General features: G+C 65.5%; 20 protein-coding genes. 10 read left to right on the top strand and 10 right to left on the bottom strand.

Translation table 11 applies throughout. From position 1 onward, the window contains the following. From ACVMK0_RS07745 to pilB, 7 genes are all read right to left on the bottom strand, one after another. Positions 1 to 1,107 (bottom strand): FecCD family ABC transporter permease, encoded by a 1,107-nt coding sequence (locus tag ACVMK0_RS07745; protein ID WP_476463444.1) that lies wholly within the window; start codon positions 1,105 to 1,107, stop codon positions 1 to 3. After that, entirely contained in the window at positions 1,104 to 2,060 is a 957-nt protein-coding gene (locus ACVMK0_RS07740; protein WP_476463443.1) for a heme/hemin ABC transporter substrate-binding protein, read from the bottom strand. The genes ACVMK0_RS07745 and ACVMK0_RS07740 overlap by 4 nt, the downstream gene beginning before the upstream one ends. Then, positions 2,057 to 3,136 (bottom strand): hemin-degrading factor, encoded by a 1,080-nt coding sequence (locus ACVMK0_RS07735; protein ID WP_476463442.1) that lies wholly within the window; start codon positions 3,134 to 3,136, stop codon positions 2,057 to 2,059. The genes ACVMK0_RS07740 and ACVMK0_RS07735 overlap by 4 nt, the downstream gene beginning before the upstream one ends. A gap of 13 nt (positions 3,137 to 3,149) precedes the next feature. Then, positions 3,150 to 5,429, bottom strand: a complete 2,280-nt coding sequence (locus tag ACVMK0_RS07730) for a TonB-dependent hemoglobin/transferrin/lactoferrin family receptor (protein WP_284738259.1) — start codon at positions 5,427 to 5,429, stop codon at positions 3,150 to 3,152. Between the two features lie 150 nt (positions 5,430 to 5,579). Then, on the bottom strand, positions 5,580 to 5,762 hold the full coding sequence (gene hemP / locus ACVMK0_RS07725; protein WP_034109471.1) for a hemin uptake protein HemP: 183 nt from the start codon (positions 5,760 to 5,762) through the stop codon (positions 5,580 to 5,582). A gap of 129 nt (positions 5,763 to 5,891) precedes the next feature. Further along, positions 5,892 to 7,109: a type II secretion system F family protein gene (locus tag ACVMK0_RS07720; RefSeq protein ID WP_476463441.1), complete on the bottom strand. Its 1,218-nt coding sequence runs from the start codon at positions 7,107 to 7,109 to the stop codon at positions 5,892 to 5,894. Between the two features lie 44 nt (positions 7,110 to 7,153). After that, entirely contained in the window at positions 7,154 to 8,884 is a 1,731-nt protein-coding gene (pilB, locus tag ACVMK0_RS07715; protein WP_476463440.1) for a type IV-A pilus assembly ATPase PilB, read from the bottom strand. Positions 8,885 to 9,032: 148 nt separating this feature from the next. Here pilB and accB point away from each other — a divergent pair, with 148 nt between their 5' ends. From accB to ACVMK0_RS07690, 5 genes are all read left to right on the top strand, one after another. Next, positions 9,033 to 9,521 carry an acetyl-CoA carboxylase biotin carboxyl carrier protein gene (gene accB, locus ACVMK0_RS07710; protein WP_476463439.1) on the top strand — a complete coding sequence of 163 codons (489 nt, stop codon included), beginning with the start codon at positions 9,033 to 9,035 and terminating at the stop codon, positions 9,519 to 9,521. Between the two features lie 13 nt (positions 9,522 to 9,534). Further along, positions 9,535 to 10,884 carry an acetyl-CoA carboxylase biotin carboxylase subunit gene (gene accC, locus ACVMK0_RS07705; protein ID WP_045536064.1) on the top strand — a complete coding sequence of 450 codons (1,350 nt, stop codon included), beginning with the start codon at positions 9,535 to 9,537 and terminating at the stop codon, positions 10,882 to 10,884. Between the two features lie 58 nt (positions 10,885 to 10,942). Continuing rightward, complete coding sequence (gene prmA / locus ACVMK0_RS07700; protein ID WP_476464664.1) at positions 10,943 to 11,827, top strand: 50S ribosomal protein L11 methyltransferase; 885 nt, start codon at positions 10,943 to 10,945, stop codon at positions 11,825 to 11,827. A 25-nt stretch (positions 11,828 to 11,852) separates the two neighbouring features. Further along, positions 11,853 to 12,923, top strand: coding sequence for a zinc-ribbon and DUF3426 domain-containing protein (locus tag ACVMK0_RS07695; protein ID WP_045536062.1), 1,071 nt, complete (start codon positions 11,853 to 11,855; stop codon positions 12,921 to 12,923). A gap of 63 nt (positions 12,924 to 12,986) precedes the next feature. Continuing rightward, positions 12,987 to 13,874, top strand: coding sequence for a carbohydrate kinase family protein (locus ACVMK0_RS07690; protein ID WP_250961084.1), 888 nt, complete (start codon positions 12,987 to 12,989; stop codon positions 13,872 to 13,874). A gap of 37 nt (positions 13,875 to 13,911) precedes the next feature. On the opposite strand, the gene ACVMK0_RS07685 is transcribed toward ACVMK0_RS07690, so the two are convergent. The 3 genes from ACVMK0_RS07685 to ACVMK0_RS07675 all read right to left on the bottom strand — a co-directional run bounded on the left by ACVMK0_RS07685 (position 13,912) and on the right by ACVMK0_RS07675 (position 18,730). Further along, positions 13,912 to 14,283 (bottom strand): histone, encoded by a 372-nt coding sequence (locus ACVMK0_RS07685; protein ID WP_476463438.1) that lies wholly within the window; start codon positions 14,281 to 14,283, stop codon positions 13,912 to 13,914. A 195-nt stretch (positions 14,284 to 14,478) separates the two neighbouring features. Then, positions 14,479 to 15,654 (bottom strand): ribonucleotide-diphosphate reductase subunit beta, encoded by a 1,176-nt coding sequence (locus ACVMK0_RS07680; protein WP_250961085.1) that lies wholly within the window; start codon positions 15,652 to 15,654, stop codon positions 14,479 to 14,481. Between the two features lie 133 nt (positions 15,655 to 15,787). After that, positions 15,788 to 18,730 carry a ribonucleoside-diphosphate reductase subunit alpha gene (locus ACVMK0_RS07675; RefSeq protein ID WP_476463437.1) on the bottom strand — a complete coding sequence of 981 codons (2,943 nt, stop codon included), beginning with the start codon at positions 18,728 to 18,730 and terminating at the stop codon, positions 15,788 to 15,790. A gap of 271 nt (positions 18,731 to 19,001) precedes the next feature. Here ACVMK0_RS07675 and hisI point away from each other — a divergent pair, with 271 nt between their 5' ends. The 5 genes from hisI to tatA all read left to right on the top strand — a co-directional run bounded on the left by hisI (position 19,002) and on the right by tatA (position 21,088). Continuing rightward, complete coding sequence (gene hisI, locus ACVMK0_RS07670) at positions 19,002 to 19,430, top strand: phosphoribosyl-AMP cyclohydrolase (RefSeq protein WP_476463436.1); 429 nt, start codon at positions 19,002 to 19,004, stop codon at positions 19,428 to 19,430. 14 nt (positions 19,431 to 19,444) lie between these two features. Further along, complete coding sequence (locus ACVMK0_RS07665; protein ID WP_476463435.1) at positions 19,445 to 19,882, top strand: phosphoribosyl-ATP diphosphatase; 438 nt, start codon at positions 19,445 to 19,447, stop codon at positions 19,880 to 19,882. Continuing rightward, positions 19,879 to 20,253 (top strand): DUF4870 family protein, encoded by a 375-nt coding sequence (locus ACVMK0_RS07660; RefSeq protein ID WP_250961089.1) that lies wholly within the window; start codon positions 19,879 to 19,881, stop codon positions 20,251 to 20,253. The genes ACVMK0_RS07665 and ACVMK0_RS07660 overlap by 4 nt, the downstream gene beginning before the upstream one ends. A gap of 30 nt (positions 20,254 to 20,283) precedes the next feature. Further along, on the top strand, positions 20,284 to 20,643 hold the full coding sequence (locus ACVMK0_RS07655) for a histidine triad nucleotide-binding protein (protein WP_476463434.1): 360 nt from the start codon (positions 20,284 to 20,286) through the stop codon (positions 20,641 to 20,643). A gap of 178 nt (positions 20,644 to 20,821) precedes the next feature. Continuing rightward, positions 20,822 to 21,088, top strand: a complete 267-nt coding sequence (tatA, locus tag ACVMK0_RS07650; RefSeq protein ID WP_045536053.1) for a Sec-independent protein translocase subunit TatA — start codon at positions 20,822 to 20,824, stop codon at positions 21,086 to 21,088. Positions 21,089 to 21,144: the final 56 nt, after the last annotated feature.

The raw sequence follows: 21,144 nt of genomic DNA, 5'->3' as shown, positions 1-21,144 counted from the left end.
TCAGAGGGTGCGCGCGTGCGCGCTGCGCAGCAGCAGCAAGAAGAACGGCACCCCCACCAGCGCGGTGATGATGCCCAGCGGCAGTTCGGCCGGCGCGATCACGGTGCGCGCCCAGGCGTCGGCCAGCAGCACCAGCACCGCCCCGAGCAGGGCCGAGCCCGGCAAGACCCAGCGGTGATCAGGCCCGGCCAGCAGGCGCACGATGTGCGGCGCCACCAACCCGATGAAGCCGATGATGCCGGTGGTGGCGGTCACGGCCCCGACCACCAGCGCGGTCAGCAAAATGCAAGCGAGCTTGAGGCGTTCCACCGGCACCCCGAGCATCACCGCCTGCGCCTCGCCCAGCGCCAGCGCGTTGAGTGGGCGCGCCAAGCGCTGCGCCAGCGCCACCGTGGCCAGCGCAATCAGGCCCACCACCAGCACCGCCTCCCAGCGCGCTCCGCCCAAGCTGCCCAGCATCCAGAACTGCAGGTTTCGCAACTGCTCGTCGGTGGCCAGATAGCTCAGCAGGCCGATGCCGGCCCCGGCCAGCGCGTTGATGGCAATGCCGGCCAGCAGCATGATCCCGACCCGGGTGCCGCCGTCGCCCAGCGACAGCGTGTAGATCAGCGCCGTGACCACCAGCCCGCCCAAAAAGGCCATCAGCATCAGCGGCCAGGTGCCCAGCGCCAGCGGCACCTCGGGCCACCACAGGCTGCCGAGCACGATCGCAAAAGCCGCCGCCAGCGCGGCGCCGCTGCTGACGCCGATCAGGCCCGGATCGGCCAGTGGGTTGCGAAACAAGCCCTGCATCAGGGCCCCGGCCACGCCCAAGCCAGCCCCAGCGGCCACGGCCAGCACCAGGCGCGGCAGGCGGATATTGAAAAACACCAGTTCGGCCGCGCTGCGCTCGGCACCGGGCCACCAGTACGTGGTGAACGCTGCCGCCAGCACGGCCGGCAGTTCGCGCAGCGGCAGGCCAAAGGCCCCTTGACCGCTGGACCAGATCAGGCTGGCCAACAGGACCACGCCCAGCCCCAGCAGCACCCAAGGGCCACGGCGCGAACTCGGCAGCAGCAGCCCAGCCAAGCCAGCCAGCCCGGCGCGCTTCAAGACCAGCGTACTCATGCCGCGATCAGACCGCGGTGCAGGGCCTCGAGCACCTGCGCCAGCCGGGGCCCAAAGCCCAGCAGCGCCAGCGCGTCTTGGTGCCACAGCGAGGCACCGCTGTGGCGGCGCTGCCAGGCGGGCGTGAGCGCGAGTTCGGGCCGCCGCCAAAAGCCTTCGGCACCGCCTACCGCCTGCAAGCTCTGCGTGGTGGTGACGATCACATCTGGGGCGGCGGCGGCCATGGATTCCGCCGTCAGGGGTCTGAAGCCATTGAAGCCCGAAACCACGTTGCGCGCGCCAGCCAGCGTCAGCATGGCGTGGGCGGCGGTTTGGCCCCCGGCCACCAGCGGGCTGCCGCCGTGCGCCATGATGAACAGCGCCCGCGGCGTCGGGCCGCGGTAGGCTTGCACTTGGGCGCGCACGCGGGCCCACTCCAGTTCGAGCTGGCGCAGCAAGTCTTGCGCCGCTGCGCCGCGCCCAGTGGCGCGTCCGGCGGCTTGCACGGTGCGCCGCACATCGTCCCATTCGTGGCGGCGCTCGATCAGCTCGACTTGCACCCGGGCCGAGCGCAGTTGCTGCAGCACCAGCGGTGGCCCCGAGCCGGCCAGCGCCAGCACCACGTCGGGGCGCAAGGCCAGCAGCCCTTCGGCCGAGAGCTGGCGCATGTAGCCGACCTTGGGCGTGGCTTGCGCCGCCGCCGGGTACAGGCTGGTGGTGTCGGTGCCCACCAGTTGCGCCTCGGCCCCGAGCGCAAACACGGCTTCGGTCAGGCTGCCGCCCACCGAGATCAGGCGTGGGCTGCGCGCGCTGGCTGCCGCCGCGCCCGTGGCCAGCGCCGCCAAGGCCAGGGCGCAGGCGCGCCGCGTCAGGGCTGGGGCGGCAGAAGCGCCGGTGTCGGATCCAGCGCATGCTGCCAGACGCGGTGCCGGAGCCGCAGCAGCCGTTGCCCTCAGGTGCACTGGCTGGCTCATGCCGACGCGCCTTCTTCAGCCCCCGACAGGTGCGCCAGCAAATGGCGCCACTCGGTCAGCTCGGGCTTGCCGGGCTTGCGTACGCCAAAAAACAAGACCATCAAATCGCCGTGCGCATCGAACACCTCGAGCGAGCTGATGGTGCCGTCGCTGCTGGGCTTTTCCACCACCCAGACGTCGCCGATGTGGTCTTCGCGCAGGTGCAGGTTGAAGCCGGGGTCGAGCACATTGAGCCACACCTGGCCGCGCATCTCCAGCGGCTCGACGCGCTTGATGGGCCCGCTGTGGATCTGGATGCAGCCGCTGCTGCCCACGAAAGCCATGATCGGGGTGTCGTCAAAGGCGGCCTCCATCAGCATCTGGCGCACCGAGCCGGGCGCGACGCGGCGCGTGAAGCGGCCCTCGACCAGGCGCAAGCCGTGCTGGCGTTCCAAGCCAAACTCGCGCAGCAGCGGGAAGAACTGGTGCACGTCGCTCATCTCGGCCCAAGCCTGGGCAAAGGCGGCGGCGTCCACGGCGGGGTTGGCCGCTTTGGCCTCGGCCGCTGCGGGCGGCTCGAACACCGGCGCTGCCGCCTGCGGGTCTTGCCACTGCGCCAGCACCGCCTGCCAGGCGGCGCGGTCGCTGCCCTCGCGCAGGAATATCTTGTGCACCGCCACGCCGTGCCGGTCGAAGAATTGCAGGCTGCTGCTGGCCGGCTTGTCGGCGTCCGGGTGCAGCTCGGTCACCGCCATGCCGGCGTGCCACTGCTTGAAAAACAGCCGCAAGTCGATCTCTTTGCCCAGCGCCAACCCGACCTGGTTTTGCGCCGAGAGCTTTTCATAGACCCCGGTTTTTTCGTGCACCACGCTGCGGTTGCGCGTCAGCGCCAGCAGCGGGCCGCAGGGCTGCAGCGCTTTGAGCAGCTCCAGCCAGTCGGGGCGCAGCGCCACGGTGCGCGTGGGTTGCTCATGGGTTCCGAGGTGCGCGGCCAGCGCAGCCCCTTCGGACAGGCCGATGTGTTCGGCGGCGTCGCGGGCGCGCAGGCCTTGGGTGCGTGCCGCTTGGTAGGCTTGGCGGATGTCGGTGGTGTTCATGTGGTGGCTCCGATTAAAAACTGCTGACCAGTGACAAAGAAAGGCTGCGCCCCGGCGAGCTGAAGGCATCGAGCACCGCCGAATTTCCGGCTAAGCCCTGCACGTTGCTCCACTGCCAGTATTTGCGGTCGGTGAGGTTGTTGAGCGCCGCGCTCAGGCGCATGTTGCGGTTGATCTGCCAGCTGGCGCTCAGGTCTAGCGTGGTCCAGCTCGGCGGGGCAAACTGTTGCGCGCCGGCGGTGAGGGTATTCAGGATGTCGGCTTGGTCTTTGGCTGCGGTGTGCGTTAGGCGCGCGCCCAGCGTCCACTGCTGCAGCCGGTGTTCCAGCCCCAGCACCAGCCGCTCCGGGTTGACCGAGTTCAACGGCTGGTTCAGCACCGTGTCGCGGCCCTCGGTCTGGCCGTAGCTGGCGCGCAGCGTGGTGGCAGGGCTCAGGGCCCAGCGGCCTTCGAGTTCAAAGCCGTTCAGACGCACCCGGCCGCGGTTGACCGACTGAAAGGTGAGCGGATCAGCCACTGTTCCGGTTCCGCCTACGGCAACTTGGTCTTCGATGAAATCGCGGTAGCGACCGGTGAATGCCGTGGCCAGCCACTGCAGTGCGCCGTGCTGGCCGCGTGCACCGAGCTCGAAAGTGCGGCTTTTTTCCGGGCGCAGGTTCGGGTTTGGGATCGTGCGGTAGGGTGCAGTCCCCACCAAGTTTTCAAAAAAGTTGTTGAGCTGCAGCGGGCCGGGGGCGCGAAAACCCGCTGCCAGATTGCTGAAAATCTGCCAATTTGCTTCTGGCCTAAAAATCAGGCCCAGCTTGGGCGAGAGCGCATCACCGGAAAGGTCAGCCAGTGCGCGCCGGAACAGAGGGCTTTCCTGCGCGTCGATGTCGAAGCGGTCGTAGCGCAGCGCCGGGATGATGCTCCAGCGCTCGCTGATGAATTCGCTTTGCACAAACAGCGCCTGCGTGGTCTCGCGGGTGGTCGGGAAGCGCTGCAAGGGGAAGGTGTCGCCCGCCGGCGGCGCCACGCCGGTGGTGAGGTTTTCCATGTCGGTGCGCGTGAGCTCGACGCCATAAACCAGCTGCTGTGCCCAGCCGTGGCCCAGGTCGCGGCGGCGCTCGGCCTGCAGCGAGGCCTGCCAGATGTCCTCCCAGTAGGTGACGTCGCGCACGCGGAACGTGGCGGGATTGGCGCCCGTTGGGGTGCGTTGTTCGATCGCCACTTCGCGTTTTTCGGCTTGCTGAAATCCGACGTGGGCGCGCAGGCTGTCGGCCCAAGCCGCGCGCAGCGGAAACTGGCCGTCCCAGCTCAGGCGCGTTCGGCTCGAATCCATTTCGCCTTTCAAGTCGCGCGTGGCACCGGCTGCCGCCGGGTTGACGTGGCGCGCGCTCAGGGCATCGATGTCGGTGGATTTTTCTACATATTCAGCGGTGAAGCTGTGGCGCTGCCCGCCGCCAGGGGTAAACACCATTGTCCCCAGCAGGGCGTGGTTGCGGTCGCGCTGCGGGTTGGGAGCGGTGCGGGTGGTGTTGGCGGCTTGGTTGGTGCCTTGGTTGTCGAGAGCGCCGGCGCGCCCGGTTTGCACGCTGCCCAGCCACTGCCATTGGGGGCTGGCTAGGCCGGCCAGCGTCAGACCGACGCCGCTGCTGTCGTCCTCGGTGTCGGCGCGCAGTGTCAGGCGGCCACCCAGGGTTTGGCCGGGCTGCAGCAGGCTTTCGGGGCGCAGCGTGAACATCGCTACCATGCCACCAAGGCCGTCGGAGCCGTAGAGCGCCGAGGTGGCGCCGCGCACCAGTTCCACGCGCTCGATCAGGCCCATGTCGAAATAGTCGCGGCCAAAGGCGGCCGACCCCAGCACGCCGGCGACCAGTTCGCGCGGCATGCGCACGCCATCGACGGTGAGCAACACCCGGTTGCCCTGCATGCCACGGATATTAAAACCGGCGTTGCCATCGCGCCCGGTAGAGCCCAGCACGGCGCCGAAGCGCTGCGGCGCCCGGCGCACCTCGACGTTGGGCAGATCGCGCACCAGTTCGCGGATGTCTTGCGCTTGGGTGGGGTCTAGTGCCGCGCCTTGGAGCACGTCGATGCGCTGCGGCACGTCGCCCACCTCGCGCTCGGCGCGCGCGCCGGTGACCACCACGGCATCGAGTTGGGCAGTCGTTGTGCCGCCGCCAATGGTGGGGGCGGCTGCCGCGCTGCTGCCGGTGGCAGGGCTTGCTGTGCCGGTGTGTGCGCTGGGCGCGCTCTGCGCGCAGGCTAGGCCGCTGCCCAGCAGGCAGGCCAGCGCAATGGGGTGCAGCAAAAAAGAAGCGGGGGTTCGGGCAAGTATTTTCACGAGTCGGTCCAGTGGCGAGTGCAAGAATGGAAACACTGGCTGGCTCGTGGCACCTCAGGCGGTGACTGGCTGGCTGAGGATGGAGAAATTAAATCGGGGCGCGCGTCCAGCGCCGCATCACTTGGTCAGGATGAGCTTGTTTTGTCCCGTCAGGCTGAGGCGATAGACCTGCCCGGCGTGTTCGATCAGCAGCGTGCGCTGACCGGCGCTCAGATCGGTAAACCTAAACGCGCGCGGATTCGGGTTGGGCACGAGGGTGGCCCCGTTCGCGGCAGGGCAGGAGTGGGCAGACGTAGACATGGCTTCATTATAAACACCAATGCGAACGATTCGCAAGAGTGTTTAAAGCGCAGGTCGCGCACTTGATGTGAATCAAGCTTCACTGTCGCGCCGGCGCAACATCGGCGCGACATCAGGGGTCTGCGCTTATCAGACCACCTGACCGAGCTGGAAGATCGGCAGGTACATCGACACCACAATGCCGCCGATGATGGTGCCCAGCACCACGATGATGATCGGCTCCATCAGGCTCGACAGGCCGGCCACCATGTCGTCGACCTCTTGCTCGTAAAAGTCGGCCGCCTTGCCCAGCATGTGGTCGAGCGAGCCCGATTCCTCGCCGATGGCGGTCATTTGCAGCACCATCGAGGGGAAGATGCGGGCGTTGTTCATGGCCATGGTCAGGCTGGTGCCGGTGGCCACTTCGCGCTGGATTTGCGTGGTGGCGTCGGCATACAGGCTGTTGCCCGAGGCCCCACCGACCGAGTCCAGCGCCTCTACCAGCGGCACCCCGGCGGCAAACATGGTGGACATGGTGCGGGTCCAGCGCGCCACGGTGGATTTTTCCACCAGCGTACCGAACACGGGCAGTTTGAGCAGCACCCGATCCATGACGCGCTGCACCTTGAGGTTGCGCTTCCAAGCCTGCATAAAAAAATACAAGCCGCCGCCCAGTGCGCCAAACACAATCCACCAGTAAGCCACGAAAAACTCGCTGATGGCGATCACCAGCAGGGTGGGGGCCGGCAGATCGGCGCCAAAAGAGTCAAACACCTCTTCGAAAGCCGGAATGACGAAGATCATGATCACCACCACGACCACAAAGGCGACCACGATCACGGCCGTCGGGTACATCAGGGCCGACTTGACCTTGCTTTTGATGGCCTCGGTTTTTTCCATGTAGGCGGCCAACCGGTCCAGCAGCTCTTCCAGGATGCCGGCAGCTTCACCCGCTTCCACGAGGTTGCAATACAGGGCGTTGAAGTACAGCGGGTGTTTGCGAAAGGCGGCGCTGAGCGAGGTGCCGGTTTCGACGTCGGTGCGCACCTGGTTGAGCAGTTTGTTCACGCTCGGGTTGGGGTTGCCGCGCCCGACGATGTCAAAGGACTGCAGCAGTGGCACCCCGGCTTTCATCATGGTGGCCAGTTGGCGCGTAAAAATGGCGATGTCTTTGGGCTTGATGCGTCTGGCCGAAGCGGTTTTGCGTTTTTTGACCTTTTGCACCATCACGCCTTGGCGGCGCAGCGTGGCCTGCACCTGGTTTTCACCGGCGGCGCGCACTTCGCCGCGCACGGGTTTGCCGTTGCGGTCTTTGCCTTCCCAATCGAATACGTATTCTTTGATGTCTTTGCTGATCGCCGTCGCCATGATTCCCTCTTTCGGTTTTGCAGCAGGCCCACACGCCGGTGTGGTCAATCGTTGGTGCAGCCCAACACTTCCTCAAGGGAAGTGAGGCCCAGTTTAACCTTGCGCAGCCCCGATTCGCGTAAAGTGCGAACGCCTTCGGTGCGCGCTTGGGCCATGATTTCGTGCGCGCTGCCGCCGCGCAGAATGATGTGCTGCATCGCTTCGCTCATCGGCATGACCTGATAGATGCCCACCCGCCCCTTATAGCCGTTGTAGCAGGCCTTGCAACCCACCGGGCGCCACGGTTTCCAGCTGCCGTCGAGCTCCTCGGGTTTGAACCCGGCATCGAGCAGCGCTTGATCGGGTACGTCTTCGAAAGGTTGCTTGCACTGCGTGCACAAGCGCCGCGCCAGTCGCTGCGCAGTGACCAGATTGACGCTGGAGGCGATGTTGAACGGCAACACGCCCATGTTGATCAGGCGTGTGAGGGTGCCAGGGGCGTCGTTGGTGTGCAGGGTCGAGAGCACCAAGTGGCCGGTCTGGGCGGCCTTGATGGCGATGTCGGCGGTCTCTAGGTCGCGGATTTCGCCCACCATGATGATGTCGGGGTCTTGGCGCAAAAAAGACTTGAGCGCGGCGGCGAAGGTCAGGCCCGCCTTTTCGTTGACATTGACCTGATTCACCCCGGGCAGGTTGATCTCCGACGGGTCCTCGGCGGTCGAGATGTTGACGCCGGGCTTGTTCAAGATGTTGAGGCAGGTGTAGAGCGACACCGTTTTACCCGACCCCGTTGGGCCGGTCACCAGCACCATGCCGTAAGGGCGGCTGATAGCCTCAAGCAACAAGGCTTTTTCATCGGCTTCGTAGCCCAGCGCATCGATACCCATCTGCGCGCTGCTGGGGTCTAGGATGCGGATCACGATCTTTTCGCCAAACAGCGTGGGCAAGGTGCTGACCCGAAAATCGATCGTTTTGTCAGGCCCGACCTTGAGCTTCATGCGGCCATCTTGCGGCACGCGCTTTTCGGAGATGTCGAGTTTTGAGATGACTTTGATGCGCGAAGCCAATTTTTCTTTCAGGGCCACCGGTGGCGAGGCGATTTCGCGCAACTCGCCATCGATGCGAAAGCGCACCCGATAAAAATGCTCGTAGGGCTCGAAATGCAGGTCGGATGCACGCATCGTGTAGGCATCGAGCAGCATTTTGTGCAAAAACCGCACCACAGGCGCGTCTTCGACTTCGGCCGACACCTTCTCGGAGCTTTCGGCGGCGGCCAGTTCAATGGCTTCGGTGTCGAACTCAAATTCGCCACCCACGATGTGCTCGATCGCTTCGCTGGTGCTGGCGCTGGTGCTGTCGGTCAATTTGGTGAGTTTGTCCAGCTCGGCGATCACCCAGTCCACCGTGAGCTGGGTGGTGAACTTGATTTTTTCGGCGACGTCGGTGTGGGTGGGGTCGGCGGTGGCCACCGTGATGCGGTTGCCGCGACGGCTGAGCACCACAATCCGGAACTGCTTGGCGATTTTGGGGTCGAACACGCCTTTGGGCAGGCGCAGCACGTCGATGGCGTCGAGATCGATCAAGGGCGCAGCAAAGGTGCGCGACATGGTGTGCGCCAACTCGCGCGCGCTCAAGGCGCCGCTGCCCACCAGTTCGGCGATGAAGCTGCTTTTGTGCGCTTGGGCTTTGGCGTACAGCCCTTCAGCGCTTTGTTGGCTCAGGGTGCCGGCGGCGACCAGTGCGCGCGCCAAGCCCGGCAGGGCCATGCTGGAGATGGGGGCTTCGCTATCGATCATGGCAGTGGCTGGCTGGCGTGGGCGTCAAGGCAGGCGCGGCTGGGCCGTGGCCAAGCCGCTCGCATGAGGCCAGTTCGTGTATATTCGCGCCTGCTTTCACCTTGATGCGCGCACTTCGACGCATTTGGGTACTGTTTTAGGAGCTGACATGGATTTGCGCAAACTCAAGACCCTGATCGACCTCGTCTCGGAGTCAAATGTATCAGAACTCGAGATCACCGAGGCCGAGGGCAAGGTGCGCATCGTCAAAAGCCCGCCGGTGGCCGCACCGCTGATGCAAGCGCCCACCGCCGTGGCCATGCCGCCGGCGGCCCAGAGCGCCGCCGCGCTGGTTGCCGCCGGTGTCGCGCAGCCGGCGCCGGCTGCAGCGCCCGATGCGCCCGCAGCGCCCGCAGCGCCCAAGGGGCAGGTGCTCAAATCGCCCATGGTCGGCACCTTTTACCGCGCCGCCAGCCCGGGGGCCAAGCCCTTTGTCGAGCTCGGGCAGGTGGTCAAGGTGGGCGATCCGGTGTGTATCGTGGAAGCCATGAAAATCCTCAATGAAATCGAAGCCGAGCACGCCGGCACGGTGACGCAGATTTTGGCCGAAAACGGCCAAGCGGTGGAATACGGCCAGCCCCTGTTCGTGCTCGAGTGAGGGCGCAGCAGCCATGTTCAAAAAAATCCTGATCGCCAACCGCGGCGAGATCGCCTTGCGCGTGCAGCGCGCCTGCCGCGAACTGGGCGTCAAGGCGGTGATGGTCTATTCCGAGGCCGACCGCGATGCCAAATACGTCAAGCTCGCCGACGAGGCCGTGTGCATCGGCCCGCCGCCTTCGGCGCAAAGCTACCTGAACATGCCGGCCATCATCTCGGCGGCCGAAGTCACCGACGCCGAAGCCATCCACCCCGGTTACGGTTTTTTGAGTGAAAACGCCGACTTTGCCGAGCGCGTGGAAAAAAGCGGCTTCGTGTTCATCGGCCCCACGCCCGGGGCGATCCGCACCATGGGCGACAAGGTGGCGGCCAAGCAGGCCATGATCCGCGCCGGTGTGCCCTGCGTGCCCGGCTCCGAAGGCGCCTTACCCGACGATGCGGCCGAGGTCAAGCGCATCGCGCGCACCATCGGCTACCCGGTGATCGTCAAAGCCGCGGGCGGCGGCGGTGGCCGCGGCATGCGCGTGGTGCACACCGAAGCGGCGCTGCTGCACGCGGTGCAAACCACCAAAGCCGAGGCCGGGGCCGCCTTTGGCAACCCCGAGGTCTATCTAGAAAAGTTTTTGCAAAACCCGCGCCACATCGAAATCCAGATCCTGGCCGACAACTTTCGCAACGCCGTCTATCTCTACGAGCGCGACTGCTCGATGCAGCGGCGGCACCAAAAGGTGATCGAGGAAGCCCCGGCGCCGGGCATCGCGCGGCGCCTGATCGACCGCATCGGCGACCGCTGCGCCGCCGCTTGCAAAAAAATCGGCTACCGGGGCGCCGGCACCTTCGAGTTTTTGTACGAGAACGGCGAGTTCTACTTCATCGAAATGAACACCCGGGTGCAGGTCGAACACCCGGTGACCGAGGCCGTGACCGGCATCGACATCGTGCGCCAGCAGATCGCCATCGCTGCCGGCGAAAAACTGCCCTTCACGCAGCGCCAGATCGAGCTGCGCGGCCACGCCATCGAGTGCCGCATCAACGCCGAAGACCCCTACAAGTTCACCCCCTCGCCCGGGCGCATCAGCGCTTGGCACGCGCCCGGCGGGCCGGGGGTGCGGGTCGATTCGCACATCTACACCCACTACCTGGTGCCGCCAAACTACGATTCGATGATCGGCAAGCTCATCACCCACGGCGACACGCGCGAGCAGGCGCTGGCGCGCATGCGCTCGGCCCTGTCCGAGACCGTGATCGAGGGCATCAAGACCAACATCGCCCTGCACCGCGAGATCTTGGTGGACGCCAACTTCGAGGCCGGCGGCACCAACATCCACTACCTCGAAGCCTGGTTGGCGCAGCGTGAGCGCTGAACCACTGGCCGGGGCCGAGCACCAAGGCGGGGCCGAGCCCGGAGGCACACAGGGCGCGCTGCACGAGCTGCTGCTGCTGGCCCCCGAGAGTCAAGTCGAGCCCTTGAGCGAGGCGCTGGAGGCGCTCGACGCCCTGAGCGTGTCGGTCGAAGACGCCGACGCCGACACGGACGCCGAGCGCGGTCTGTTTGGCGAGCCGGGCCTGCCTGCGCCCAAGGCGGGCTGGGCGCGCTCGCGCCTGACGGCGCTGTTTGCCAGCGCAGCGGCGGCGCACGAAGCGCAGCAGCTGCTTCAAGCGCAAGATTTTTTCGCCGGTTGCGAGGTCTGCGCGCTGCGGCCGGTGGCCGACACCGATTGGGTGCGCCTGACGCAGACGCAATTCGAACCGGTGCCGATCACGCCCACTTTTTGGATCGTGCCCAGTTGGCACGAGGTGCCGCCTGCGGCGCAGCAGGTGATCCGGCTCGACCCCGGGCAGGCCTTTGGCACCGGCACCCACCCCACCACCCGCATGTGCCTGCGCTGGCTGGCGCAGCAGCCGCTGGCGGGCCGCAGCGTGCTCGATTACGGCTGCGGCTCGGGCATTTTGGCGATTGCAGCGGCCAAGTTTGCGGCGCAGCGCATCGAGGCCATCGATATCGACCCGGTGGCGGTGCAAACGGCGCAGCGCAACGCCTTGCACAACGGCGTGCAACTGCAAACCGGGCTGCCCGACCTGGCCTGTGGCACCTACGACGTGGTGCTGGCCAACATTCTGGCCACGCCGCTCAAGTTGCTGGCGCCGCTGCTGTGTGAGCGCGTGGGCCCAGGGGGGCAGTTGGTGTTGTCGGGTATTTTGCAGCGCCAAGCCAGCGAGTTGCAGGCCGCCTACGGGCCGTGGTTGACATTGCAGGTGAACGACGCCGAAGACGGCTGGATTTTGATGACGGCGCGCGCGCCTTGAGGCGCCGCACTGCAATAATTGAAGCATGAGCTTCATCACCCGTTGTCCGGCCTGTGCCACCGCCTTCAAGGTGGTGCCCGACCAGCTCAAGATTTCCGATGGTTGGGTGCGCTGCGGCCAGTGCCAGCAGGTGTTCAATGCCACGCTCGATCTGCAGCCGTGGTCTCCGGGGCCGGAGCCAGCCGCCCCCCAGCCCCCCCAGCCGAGCCAACAGTCCGCAGCGCAGGTACACGAAACCGTGCCCGAGCCCGAGCCCGAGTCTCGCACTACGCCAGCGTCGGTGCCTCAGCCCGTTGTGCCGCCGCCTTCGCCAGCGCAGACCGAACCGCAAGAGCCTGACGGCCCGCAAGAGCCGCAACCAGAGGTCCAGGATCAGCAAACATCGCAGGTGCAGCCAGAGGTGCAATGCGCCACGGTCTCGCAGCCGCATCCAACCCCAGGGGATGCCGAGCCGGCACTGGTGCAGCAGCAACCCCAACCCGATCCACAACACCAGCCCACAGACCCGCAGCCCAGGCCGGCAGTCGATGCAGATGCAGGTGCAGGTGCAAGTCCTCTCGCGCATACAGCTCAAACGGCGCCATCTTTCGTGCGCAAGGCGCAGCGTCAGGCCCTGTGGCGACGGCCTGCAGTGCGGCTGTTGCTCCTGGTCGCAGTGGCCGCGCTGGCCCTGTTGTTGGGCCTGCAAGCCGCCACACAATGGCGGGCGCCGCTGACGCGTGCCGTGCCCGCCACGCAGCCCGTGCTCGAAGCCTTGTGCCAGACCTTGGATTGCCAGCAGGCTCTGCCAACCAACCCCAACGATGTGGTGATCGACAGCTCGGTGCTGCTGCGCCTGGGCCCGGGTATGTACGGCTTTCATGTGGTGCTGCGCAACCAGACGGCGCTGGAAGTGGCCAGCCCGGCGATCGAGCTCACCTTGACCGACATCCACGATCAGGTGCTGGTGCGCCGCGTGCTGCTGCCGCACGAATGGCCGCGCCCAACCGCATCCCTGCCGGCCGGGGCGGAGTGGTCGTTGCAATTCGAACTCGCTTTTGATGGCATCGAAGGGCGCGTCATGACCGGCTACCGCGCCATTTTGTTCTACCCCTGATTGATACCGTCTGCTTTCCCTCGGCTGTTCTGCTCCCACCCCCTGGCTTCCATTGCTTACACCATGACCATTCTGATTTGCGGCTCGCTGGCCTTTGACACCATCATGACCTTTGAGGGCCGCTTTGCCGAGCAGATCTTGCCCGAGCAGTTGCACATTCTCAACGTCTCCTTTCTGGTGCCGGCGCTGCGGCGCGAGTACGGCGGCTGCGCCGGCAACATCGCCTATGGCTTGCGCCAGTTGGGGGTGCAGGCGCGCCCGGTGGCGGCGCTGGGCAACGACGGGCAAGATTATCTGGAGCGCATGCAGGAGCTGGGCATCGACACCGGCGCGGTGCAATGGGTGAGCCAGCACTACACCGCGCAAGCCATGATCATGACCGACCGCGACAACAACCAGATCACCGCCTTTCACCCCGGCGCCATGGCGCTGGCACACCAGAACCCGATTGCGGCGGCACCCGAGGCGCGCATCGCCATCGTCTCGCCCGATGGGCGCCAGGCCATGATCGAACACGCTGAGCAGTTGCACGCGCTCGGGGTGCCCTTTGTGTTCGACCCGGGCCAAGGGCTGCCGATGTTCGACGGCCCCGAGCTGCTGCGCTTCATCGAACTGGCCGACTGGGCCGCGCTCAACGACTACGAAGCGCGCATGTTGAGCGAGCGCACCGGCCTGGGTTACGCCGAGCTGTCGCAGCGGCTGCGCGGCCTCGTGATCACGCTGGCCGATCAGGGCTGCGACCTGTGGCAGCAGGGCCAGTGCAGCCGCGTACCCGGGGTGCCCGCGCGCGCGGTGCTGGACCCGACCGGCTGTGGCGACGCCTTGCGCGCCGGCTTGCTCTACGGCTTGGCGCAGGGCTGGGACTTGCGCCGCAGCGCCGAACTCGGCAACCGCATGGGAGCCGAAAAAATCGCCTCCCGGGGCGGCCAGAACTACCGCTTCAGCCTCTGAGAAGCTGAGCGCCGCCTCCCCGCCTCTCAGCGCTCGTTCAGGGTTTCTTGCCGGTGGGGAAGGGCCAAGCCGCCTTGGGGTTGGGTGCTGGCGGCTGGGCCAGCGGCTCTGCTTTGGGTGTTTTAGGGGCCTTCGAGGCTTTTTCAGCTTTGGGCTCGGTTGGCGCCGCCTTGACCACTTTCTCCGCCTTCAATGCCTTGGCGGGTTTGGCGGGTTTGGCGGGTTTGGCGGGTTTGGCGGCCGGCACCGCCTGATCGGTTGTTGCGCCAGAGGCCGGCTTTGCCGCTTTGTCCGCTTTGTCCGACTTATCGGATTTGACAGGCTTGTCGGACTTGGCTTTGGTTTTGGCGGCCGTTTTTTTGCTGGTTGCCGCAGCCAGTGCCCCCGTTGTGGCGGGTGCCGCTGCCACGCTGGCTTTGGGCACGGTTTTGCGCGCTGGCCGCGGCGCGCTGGCCGCAGGGGTCGCAGGTGCAGTAGGTGCCTCGGGTGCCGCAGCGGCGGTCTTTTTTGCAGGGGCCATTCTTTACTCCTCTTTGGTTTATTGCCGTTTGACTAGGGCGCTGCGCCTGCGGCGAACCGACGCAGCCAGCGGGCTAAAGCGGCGTCAATCCCACGACAGGGCGCCGCCCGTCTGGTACTCGATCACGCGCGTCTCGAAGAAATTGCGTTCCTTCTTCAAGTCTATCATTTCACTCATCCACGGGAAGGGGTTTTCTTCGCTGGGGTAGAGGGCATCGAGTCCGATCTGGGTCGCGCGCCGGTTCGCGATGTAGCGCAGGTAGCCCTTGAACATCGAGGCGTTGAGCCCGAGCACGCCGCGCGGCATGGTGTCTTCGGCGTAGCGGTATTCGAGCTCCACGGCTTGCTCAAACAGCGCCTTGATCTCGGCCTTGAAGGCTGGCGTCCAGAGGTGCGGGTTTTCCAGCTTGAGCTGGTTGATCAGGTCGATGCCAAAGTTGCAGTGCATCGATTCGTCGCGCAGGATGTACTGGTACTGCTCGGCGGCACCGGTCATCTTGTTTTGCCGCCCCATGGACAGGATCTGGGCAAAACCGACATAGAAAAACAGCCCCTCCATCAGGCAGGCAAAGACGATCAGGCTCTTGAGCAGCTTCTGATCCGCCTCGGGCGTGCCGGTGTGAAAGGCCGGGTCCATGATGGTGTCGATGTAGGGCAGCAGGAACTCGTCCTTGGCGCGAATCGATGGCACCTCGTGGTAGGCGTTGAAAATCTCGCCCTCGTCCAGCCCCAGGCTTTCGACGATGTACTGGTAGGCGTGGGTGTGGATGGCTTCTTCGAAAGCTTGGCGCAGCAAAAACTGGCGGCACTCGGGCGCGGTGATGTGGCGGTAGGTGCCGAGCACGATGTTGTTGGCGGCGAGCGAGTCGGCAGTGACAAAAAAACCCAGGTTGCGCTTGATGATGCGGCGCTCGTCCTCGCTCAGGCCCTTGGGGTCTTTCCAGAGGGCGATGTCGCGGCTCATGTTGACCTCTTGCGGCATCCAGTGGTTGGCGCACGAGGCCAGGTACTTTTCCCAGGCCCATTTGTACTTGAAGGGCACCAGCTGGTTGACGTCGGTCTGGCCGTTGATGATGCGCTTGTCGGCGGCGTTGATGCGCTGGTGCGTGGGGCGCTCGCTTGGGGCAGCGGGCTGCGCGGCCACGGCGGCTACCGCCGCTTCATAGAGGCTGGCTTTGGCCGCCGCCAGAACGGCGGGCTTGATGGGGGTGGATGGCACCGGCTGCAGCGCCACTTCGGGTTGATCGTCCCAGTTCAGCATGGGGTTTTCCTGTTTGGTGGATTATGAAAGGTTGAGCGAAAAAAGCAAGCGCCAACGCGGCTTTTGTGCACCACCGAGGCCGCCGTGTGGGGTCTGGGCATCGGCGTTGTCATCGGCGGCTGCATGGGCGGCCTCATTGGCAGGCTTCGCAGCCCGGGTCGTCGATGGCGCAGAACTTGACGTCGGTGACCGGGCCGGCCGCAGTCAAGGCGCTTGGGCCACCCAGCTCGGAGGCTTGGCCGCTGCCGTGCGCGCCCGCAACCTGCATCGACACCGCGCTCGACGCCGCGCTCGACACGGCGTTGAGCTGGCCCACGCGGCCGGTCGATTTCTCGGCCTGGGTGGCGCTGGTGGTGCGCAGGTAGTAGGTGGTTTTGAGCCCGCGCAGCCACGCCAGTTTGTAGGTCTCGTCGAGCTTCTTGCCCGAAGCCCCGGCCATGTAGAGGTTCAGGCTTTGCGCTTGGTCGATCCACTTCTGGCGCCGCGCGGCGGCATCCACCAGCCACGCCGGCTCCACTTCGAAGGCGGTGCGGTAGAGGTTTTTGAGTTCGGCCGGCACCCGGTCGATGGCCTGCAGCGAGCCGTCGAAGTGTTTCAGGTCGAGCAGCATCACCTCGTCCCAGAGCCCGAGGCGCTTGAGGTCGCGCACCAGGTAGCTGTTGACGATGGTGAACTCGCCCGAGAGGTTGCTCTTGACCGACAGGTTGCCAAAGCAGGGTTCGATCGAGGCATCGACGCCGACGATGTTGGAGATTGTGGCCGTGGGGGCGATGGCCACGCAGTTGGCGTTGCGCATGCCGTCGCGGGCGATTTTTGCGCGCAGCGCGTCCCAGTCCAGCGTCTGGCTGCGATCGACTTCGAGGTAGCCGCCGCGCGCCTGCGCCAGCAGCTCGAGCGAGTCCAGCGGCAGCACACCGCGCTGCCACAGCGAGCCTTGGTAGCTCGAATAGCGCCCGCGCTCGGCCGCCAAATCGCTGCTGGCCCAGTAGGCGTGGTAGCAGACGGCTTCCATGCTCTGGTCGGCAAAGGCCAGCGCCGCTGGGCTGGCGTAGGGCGTGCGCATTTGGTAGAGCGCGTCTTGAAAGCCCATGATCCCAAGCCCCACCGGGCGGTGGCGCAGGTTGGAGTCGCGCGCTTTTTTCACCGCGTAGTAGTTGATGTCGATGACGTTGTCGAGCATGCGCATGGCGGTGGCCACGGTGCGGCGCAACTTGTCGTGGTCGAGCACCCGGGTACCCGAGCCGTCGGCGGCGTCTTTGAGGTGTTGCGCCAAGTTGACCGAGCCGAGGTTGCAGACCGCGATTTCGCTGTCGCTGGTGTTGAGCGTGATTTCGGTGCACAGGTTGGACGAATGCACCACGCCCACGTGCTGCTGCGGGCTGCGCAGGTTGCACGGGTCTTTGAAAGTGATCCAGGGGTGCCCGGTTTCGAACAGCATCGACAGCATCTTGCGCCACAGGTCGGTGGCGGGCAGCTTTTTGTAGGGCGTGATCTCGCCGCGCGCGGCCTTTTCCTCGTAGGCCACGTAGGCGCGCTCGAACGCTGGGCCCACCAGATCGTGCAGATCGGGCACGCTGTGGGGCGAAAACAGGCTCCAGTCGCCCTTTTCCAGCACCCGTTTCATGAACAGGTCGGGTATCCAGTTGGCGGTGTTCATGTCGTGCGTGCGTCGCCGGTCGTCGCCGGTGTTTTTGCGCAGCTCCAGAAACTCCTCGATGTCCAGGTGCCAGGTCTCGAGGTAGGTGCAGACCGCCCCCTTGCGCTTGCCGCCTTGGTTTACCGCCACGGCGGTGTCGTTGACCACTTTCAAAAACGGCACCACCCCTTGCGATTCGCCGTTGGTGCCCTTGATGTGGCTGCCCATGGCGCGCACGCGCGTCCAGTCGTTGCCCAAGCCGCCAGCGAACTTGGACAGCAGCGCGTTTTCCTTGATTGCATCAAAGATGCCCTCGAGCTCGTCGGGCACCGTGCTCAGGTAACAGCTCGACAGCTGCGAGCGCCGGGTGCCGCTGTTGAACAGCGTCGGCGTGCTGCTCATGAAGTCAAAGCGCGACAGCACCTCGTAGAACTCGATCGCCCGCGCCTCGCGCTCGATTTCGTTCAGCGCCAGCCCCATGGCCACGCGCATGAAAAACACCTGCGGCAGCTCGATGCGGCGCTTGTGCTGGTGCAAAAAGTAGCGGTCGTACAGGGTTTGCAGGCCCAGGTAGTCGAACTGCAGGTCGCGCTCGGGCTTGAGCGCCGCCGCCAGCCGCGCCAAGTCGAATTGCAGCAGATCGGGGTTGAGCAGCTCAGCCTGCACCCCTAGCCGGATGCAAGCCGGGAAGGCGTCGGGGTAGTGGCTGGCCAGCTCGGATTGCCTCAAATCCTGCCCCAGCACCTCGAGGGCGATGGTGTGCAGCAGCAGCCGGGCGGTGGCATAGGTGTAGTCGGGGTCGGACTCGATGCGCGTGCGCGCCGCCAAAATGGTGGCTTTGTAAACCTCGTCCAGCGGCACGCCGTCGTAGAGGTTGCGCAGCGTTTCGGCCACGATCGGCTCGGGCCGCACCGCCTCGCCCAGTCCGGCGCAGGCGTTTGCCACCAAGGCGCGCAAGTGTTCCAAGTCCAGCGGTTGGCGCTGGCCGCCGATGCTCACGTGCAGCACCGGGGCCGCTGGCGCGGCGCTGGCTTGTTTGGCGGCACGCTCCTGGGCGCGGCGCTCGCGGTACAGCACATAAGCCCGCGCCACCTCGTGGTGGCCGCCGCGCATCAGCCCCAGCTCCACCTGGTCTTGCACGTCTTCGATGTGAAAGGTGCCGCCGGCCGGCCGCGAGCGCAGCAGCGCCCGCACCACGGCCTGGGTGAGTTGCTCCACGTCTTCGCGCACGCTGGCCGAGGCGGCTCCGTGGGCCCCGCGCACCGCCAGAAATGCTTTCATCAGCGCCACCGCGATCTTGCTCGGTTCGAACGGCACCACGGAACCGTTGCGCCGAATGATCTGGTAATGCGGCAGGCTGCCGCCTAGGGGGGCGCGGGTGGCCTCGGGGGCGGCGACATGGGGGCGCTCGGTGGATGCAGTAGAGGGGGCAATGGACATGGGTGTTCCTTGTGGGTGCGCAATGGGTGCAGCCGTGCGGCTGGCGGTGCTTGGGTGCGTAGCAGCCACTACCTGTAGTGTTAAATGGCCAAGCAAGACACTAGCGCTAGTGTAGCGGCGAAATTCGGGGCTCGGTCACCCAAACCCTAAATCTTGTGGTTATTGGCCTTGCAGTCTAGGGAAAACACCGATTCCTCTGGCTGTGCCAAAATGGGACACAGCCGCCCCCGCCACCGTGGCTGCGGCCCCTTTGAAACGGAGATTTGCGTATATGACCGATTGGCTCGACGCCGTGCGCTGGGACGCCCATGGGCTGGTGCCGGTGATTGCCCAAGAGGCCAGCAGCGGCGACGTGCTGATGCTGGCTTGGATGAACCGCGAGGCGCTGGCGCAAACCGCGGCCTTGGGGCGCGCCGTTTATTACAGCCGCTCGCGCGCCAAACTCTGGTACAAAGGCGAAGAATCGGGCCATGTGCAGCAGGTGCACGAAATCCGGCTCGACTGCGACGCCGACGTGCTGCTGCTCAAAGTCACCCAGCTCGGGCACGAGCCCGGCATCGCTTGCCACACCGGCCGCCACAGTTGTTTTTATCTGCGCTGGCAAGCGGCTGAGCTAGCGGGGCCGGGCGGGCAGGGCGGTGGCGGACGCTGGCTGACGGTGGAGCCGGTGCTCAAAGACCCCGAATCGATCTACCGCTAAACTCTATTTTGTACATGAGCACCACCCCTACCGCCTCCAGCCCGGCCCCGGCCCCCGCACCCGGCGCCGACGACACCCTGCTGCGCCTGGCCGCCCTGATCGAGACCCGCAAGCCCGCGCACGGTGGCGACCCGGCGCGCAGCTACGTGGCACGCCTGTTGCACCAGGGGCAGGATGCGATTTTGAAAAAAATCGCCGAAGAAGCCGGCGAAACCCTGATGGCGGCCAAGGACTTGCAGCACGGCCACGGCAGCGCGCAGGCGCTGGTGGGTGAAGTGGCCGATCTGTGGTTTCACAGCCTGATCGCGCTGGCGCATTTCGGCCTCTCACCCGCCGACGTAACGGCCGAGCTGGCGCGCCGCGAGGGCCTGAGCGGCCTAGAAGAAAAAGCGCTGCGCAAGCTGCAGCAGCGCCAGCAGGATGCGCACCAGCAACAAGGGGAAGCCGCTTGAACGACACCTTTGGTTTGGACACCGGCGGCCACCCCGGCGGCAAAACCCCCGACGAGCTCGCCAGCCTGCGCCAGCTCACGCTCATCATCTACGTCCTCTACGCCCTGTCGTGGTTGCTGGGGGTGACGGCGATCATCGCCATCGTCATCAACTACGTCAAGCGCGAAGACACCTTTGGCACCCTGTACGAGAGCCACTTCCGCTGGCAAATCCGCACCTTCTGGTGGGGCCTGTTCTGGTTCGTGCTGGGGGCCTTGACGATGGTGCTGCTGGTGGGTTTTGCCATCCTGTTTGTGGCCAGCGTCTGGGTCATCTACCGCCTGGTCAAAGGGCTTTTATACTGGAACGACCGCAAGCCGCTGCCGCTTTGAAGCCTACGCCCCCCACTGTACGCAAGCCCCATGAGCCACGACCCCAACTGCCTGTTTTGCAAAATCATCGCCGGCCAGATTCCCAGCCGCAAGGTCTATGAAGACGACGACCTGTACGCCTTCCACGACATCCACCCTTGGGCCCCGGTGCACTTCTTGATCGTGCCCAAGCTGCACCTGCCATCGATGGCCCAGCTCGGGCCCGAGCACGAGCGCCTGATGGGCAAAATCATGTGCCTAGCCCCCAAGCTCACGCTCGAGCAAGGCTGCCGCCCTTGGCCCGAAGGCGGCTTTCGCATTGTCTGCAACAACGGCGCCGAGGGCGGGCAAGAGGTGCAGCACCTGCACGTGCACGTCATGGGTGGGCCGCGCCCTTGGCGCAAGGGTTGAGCAGCAGGGCTCCGACCGTCAGCGCATTCAGCTAAGATTTACACCGTGTGACCTTGTGGTCTGGGCTTGGTCGCCCCCGATCGGCGACAATAGCCGTTTGGGCCGATGGTGAACCATCGGCCGGCCTTCTAATCAATCAAATCCGGGGCATTTTTTGGCCCCGACGCAGGAGTTTGCTATGGGTACCTTGTCGATTTGGCACTGGCTGATCGTTTTGCTGGTGGTGATCTTGGTGTTTGGCACCAAAAAGCTCAAAAACATCGGTTCCGACCTCGGTGGGGCCGTCAAAGGCTTCAAGGATGGCATGAAGCAGCAGCAGGCGGATGGGCCGGCCTCCGAAGACGGGGCAGGCGCTGCCGCCTCGACGACCACTGCGCAGGTCGGGCAGGCCCCGGCTGCAACCGACAAAAACACCATCGACGTCGAAGCCAAGACCAAGCTTTGATCAAAGCGCCGCGCCCGCCGTCGGCTTGGGTCTGCGGCAGGCTGCACTGAAAGCCC

The sequence above is a fragment of the Serpentinimonas sp. SSL01 genome, from assembly GCF_056323735.1.
Note: the sequence above shows the minus strand (reverse complement) of the source record. Positions and strands in the feature narration are given on the sequence as shown.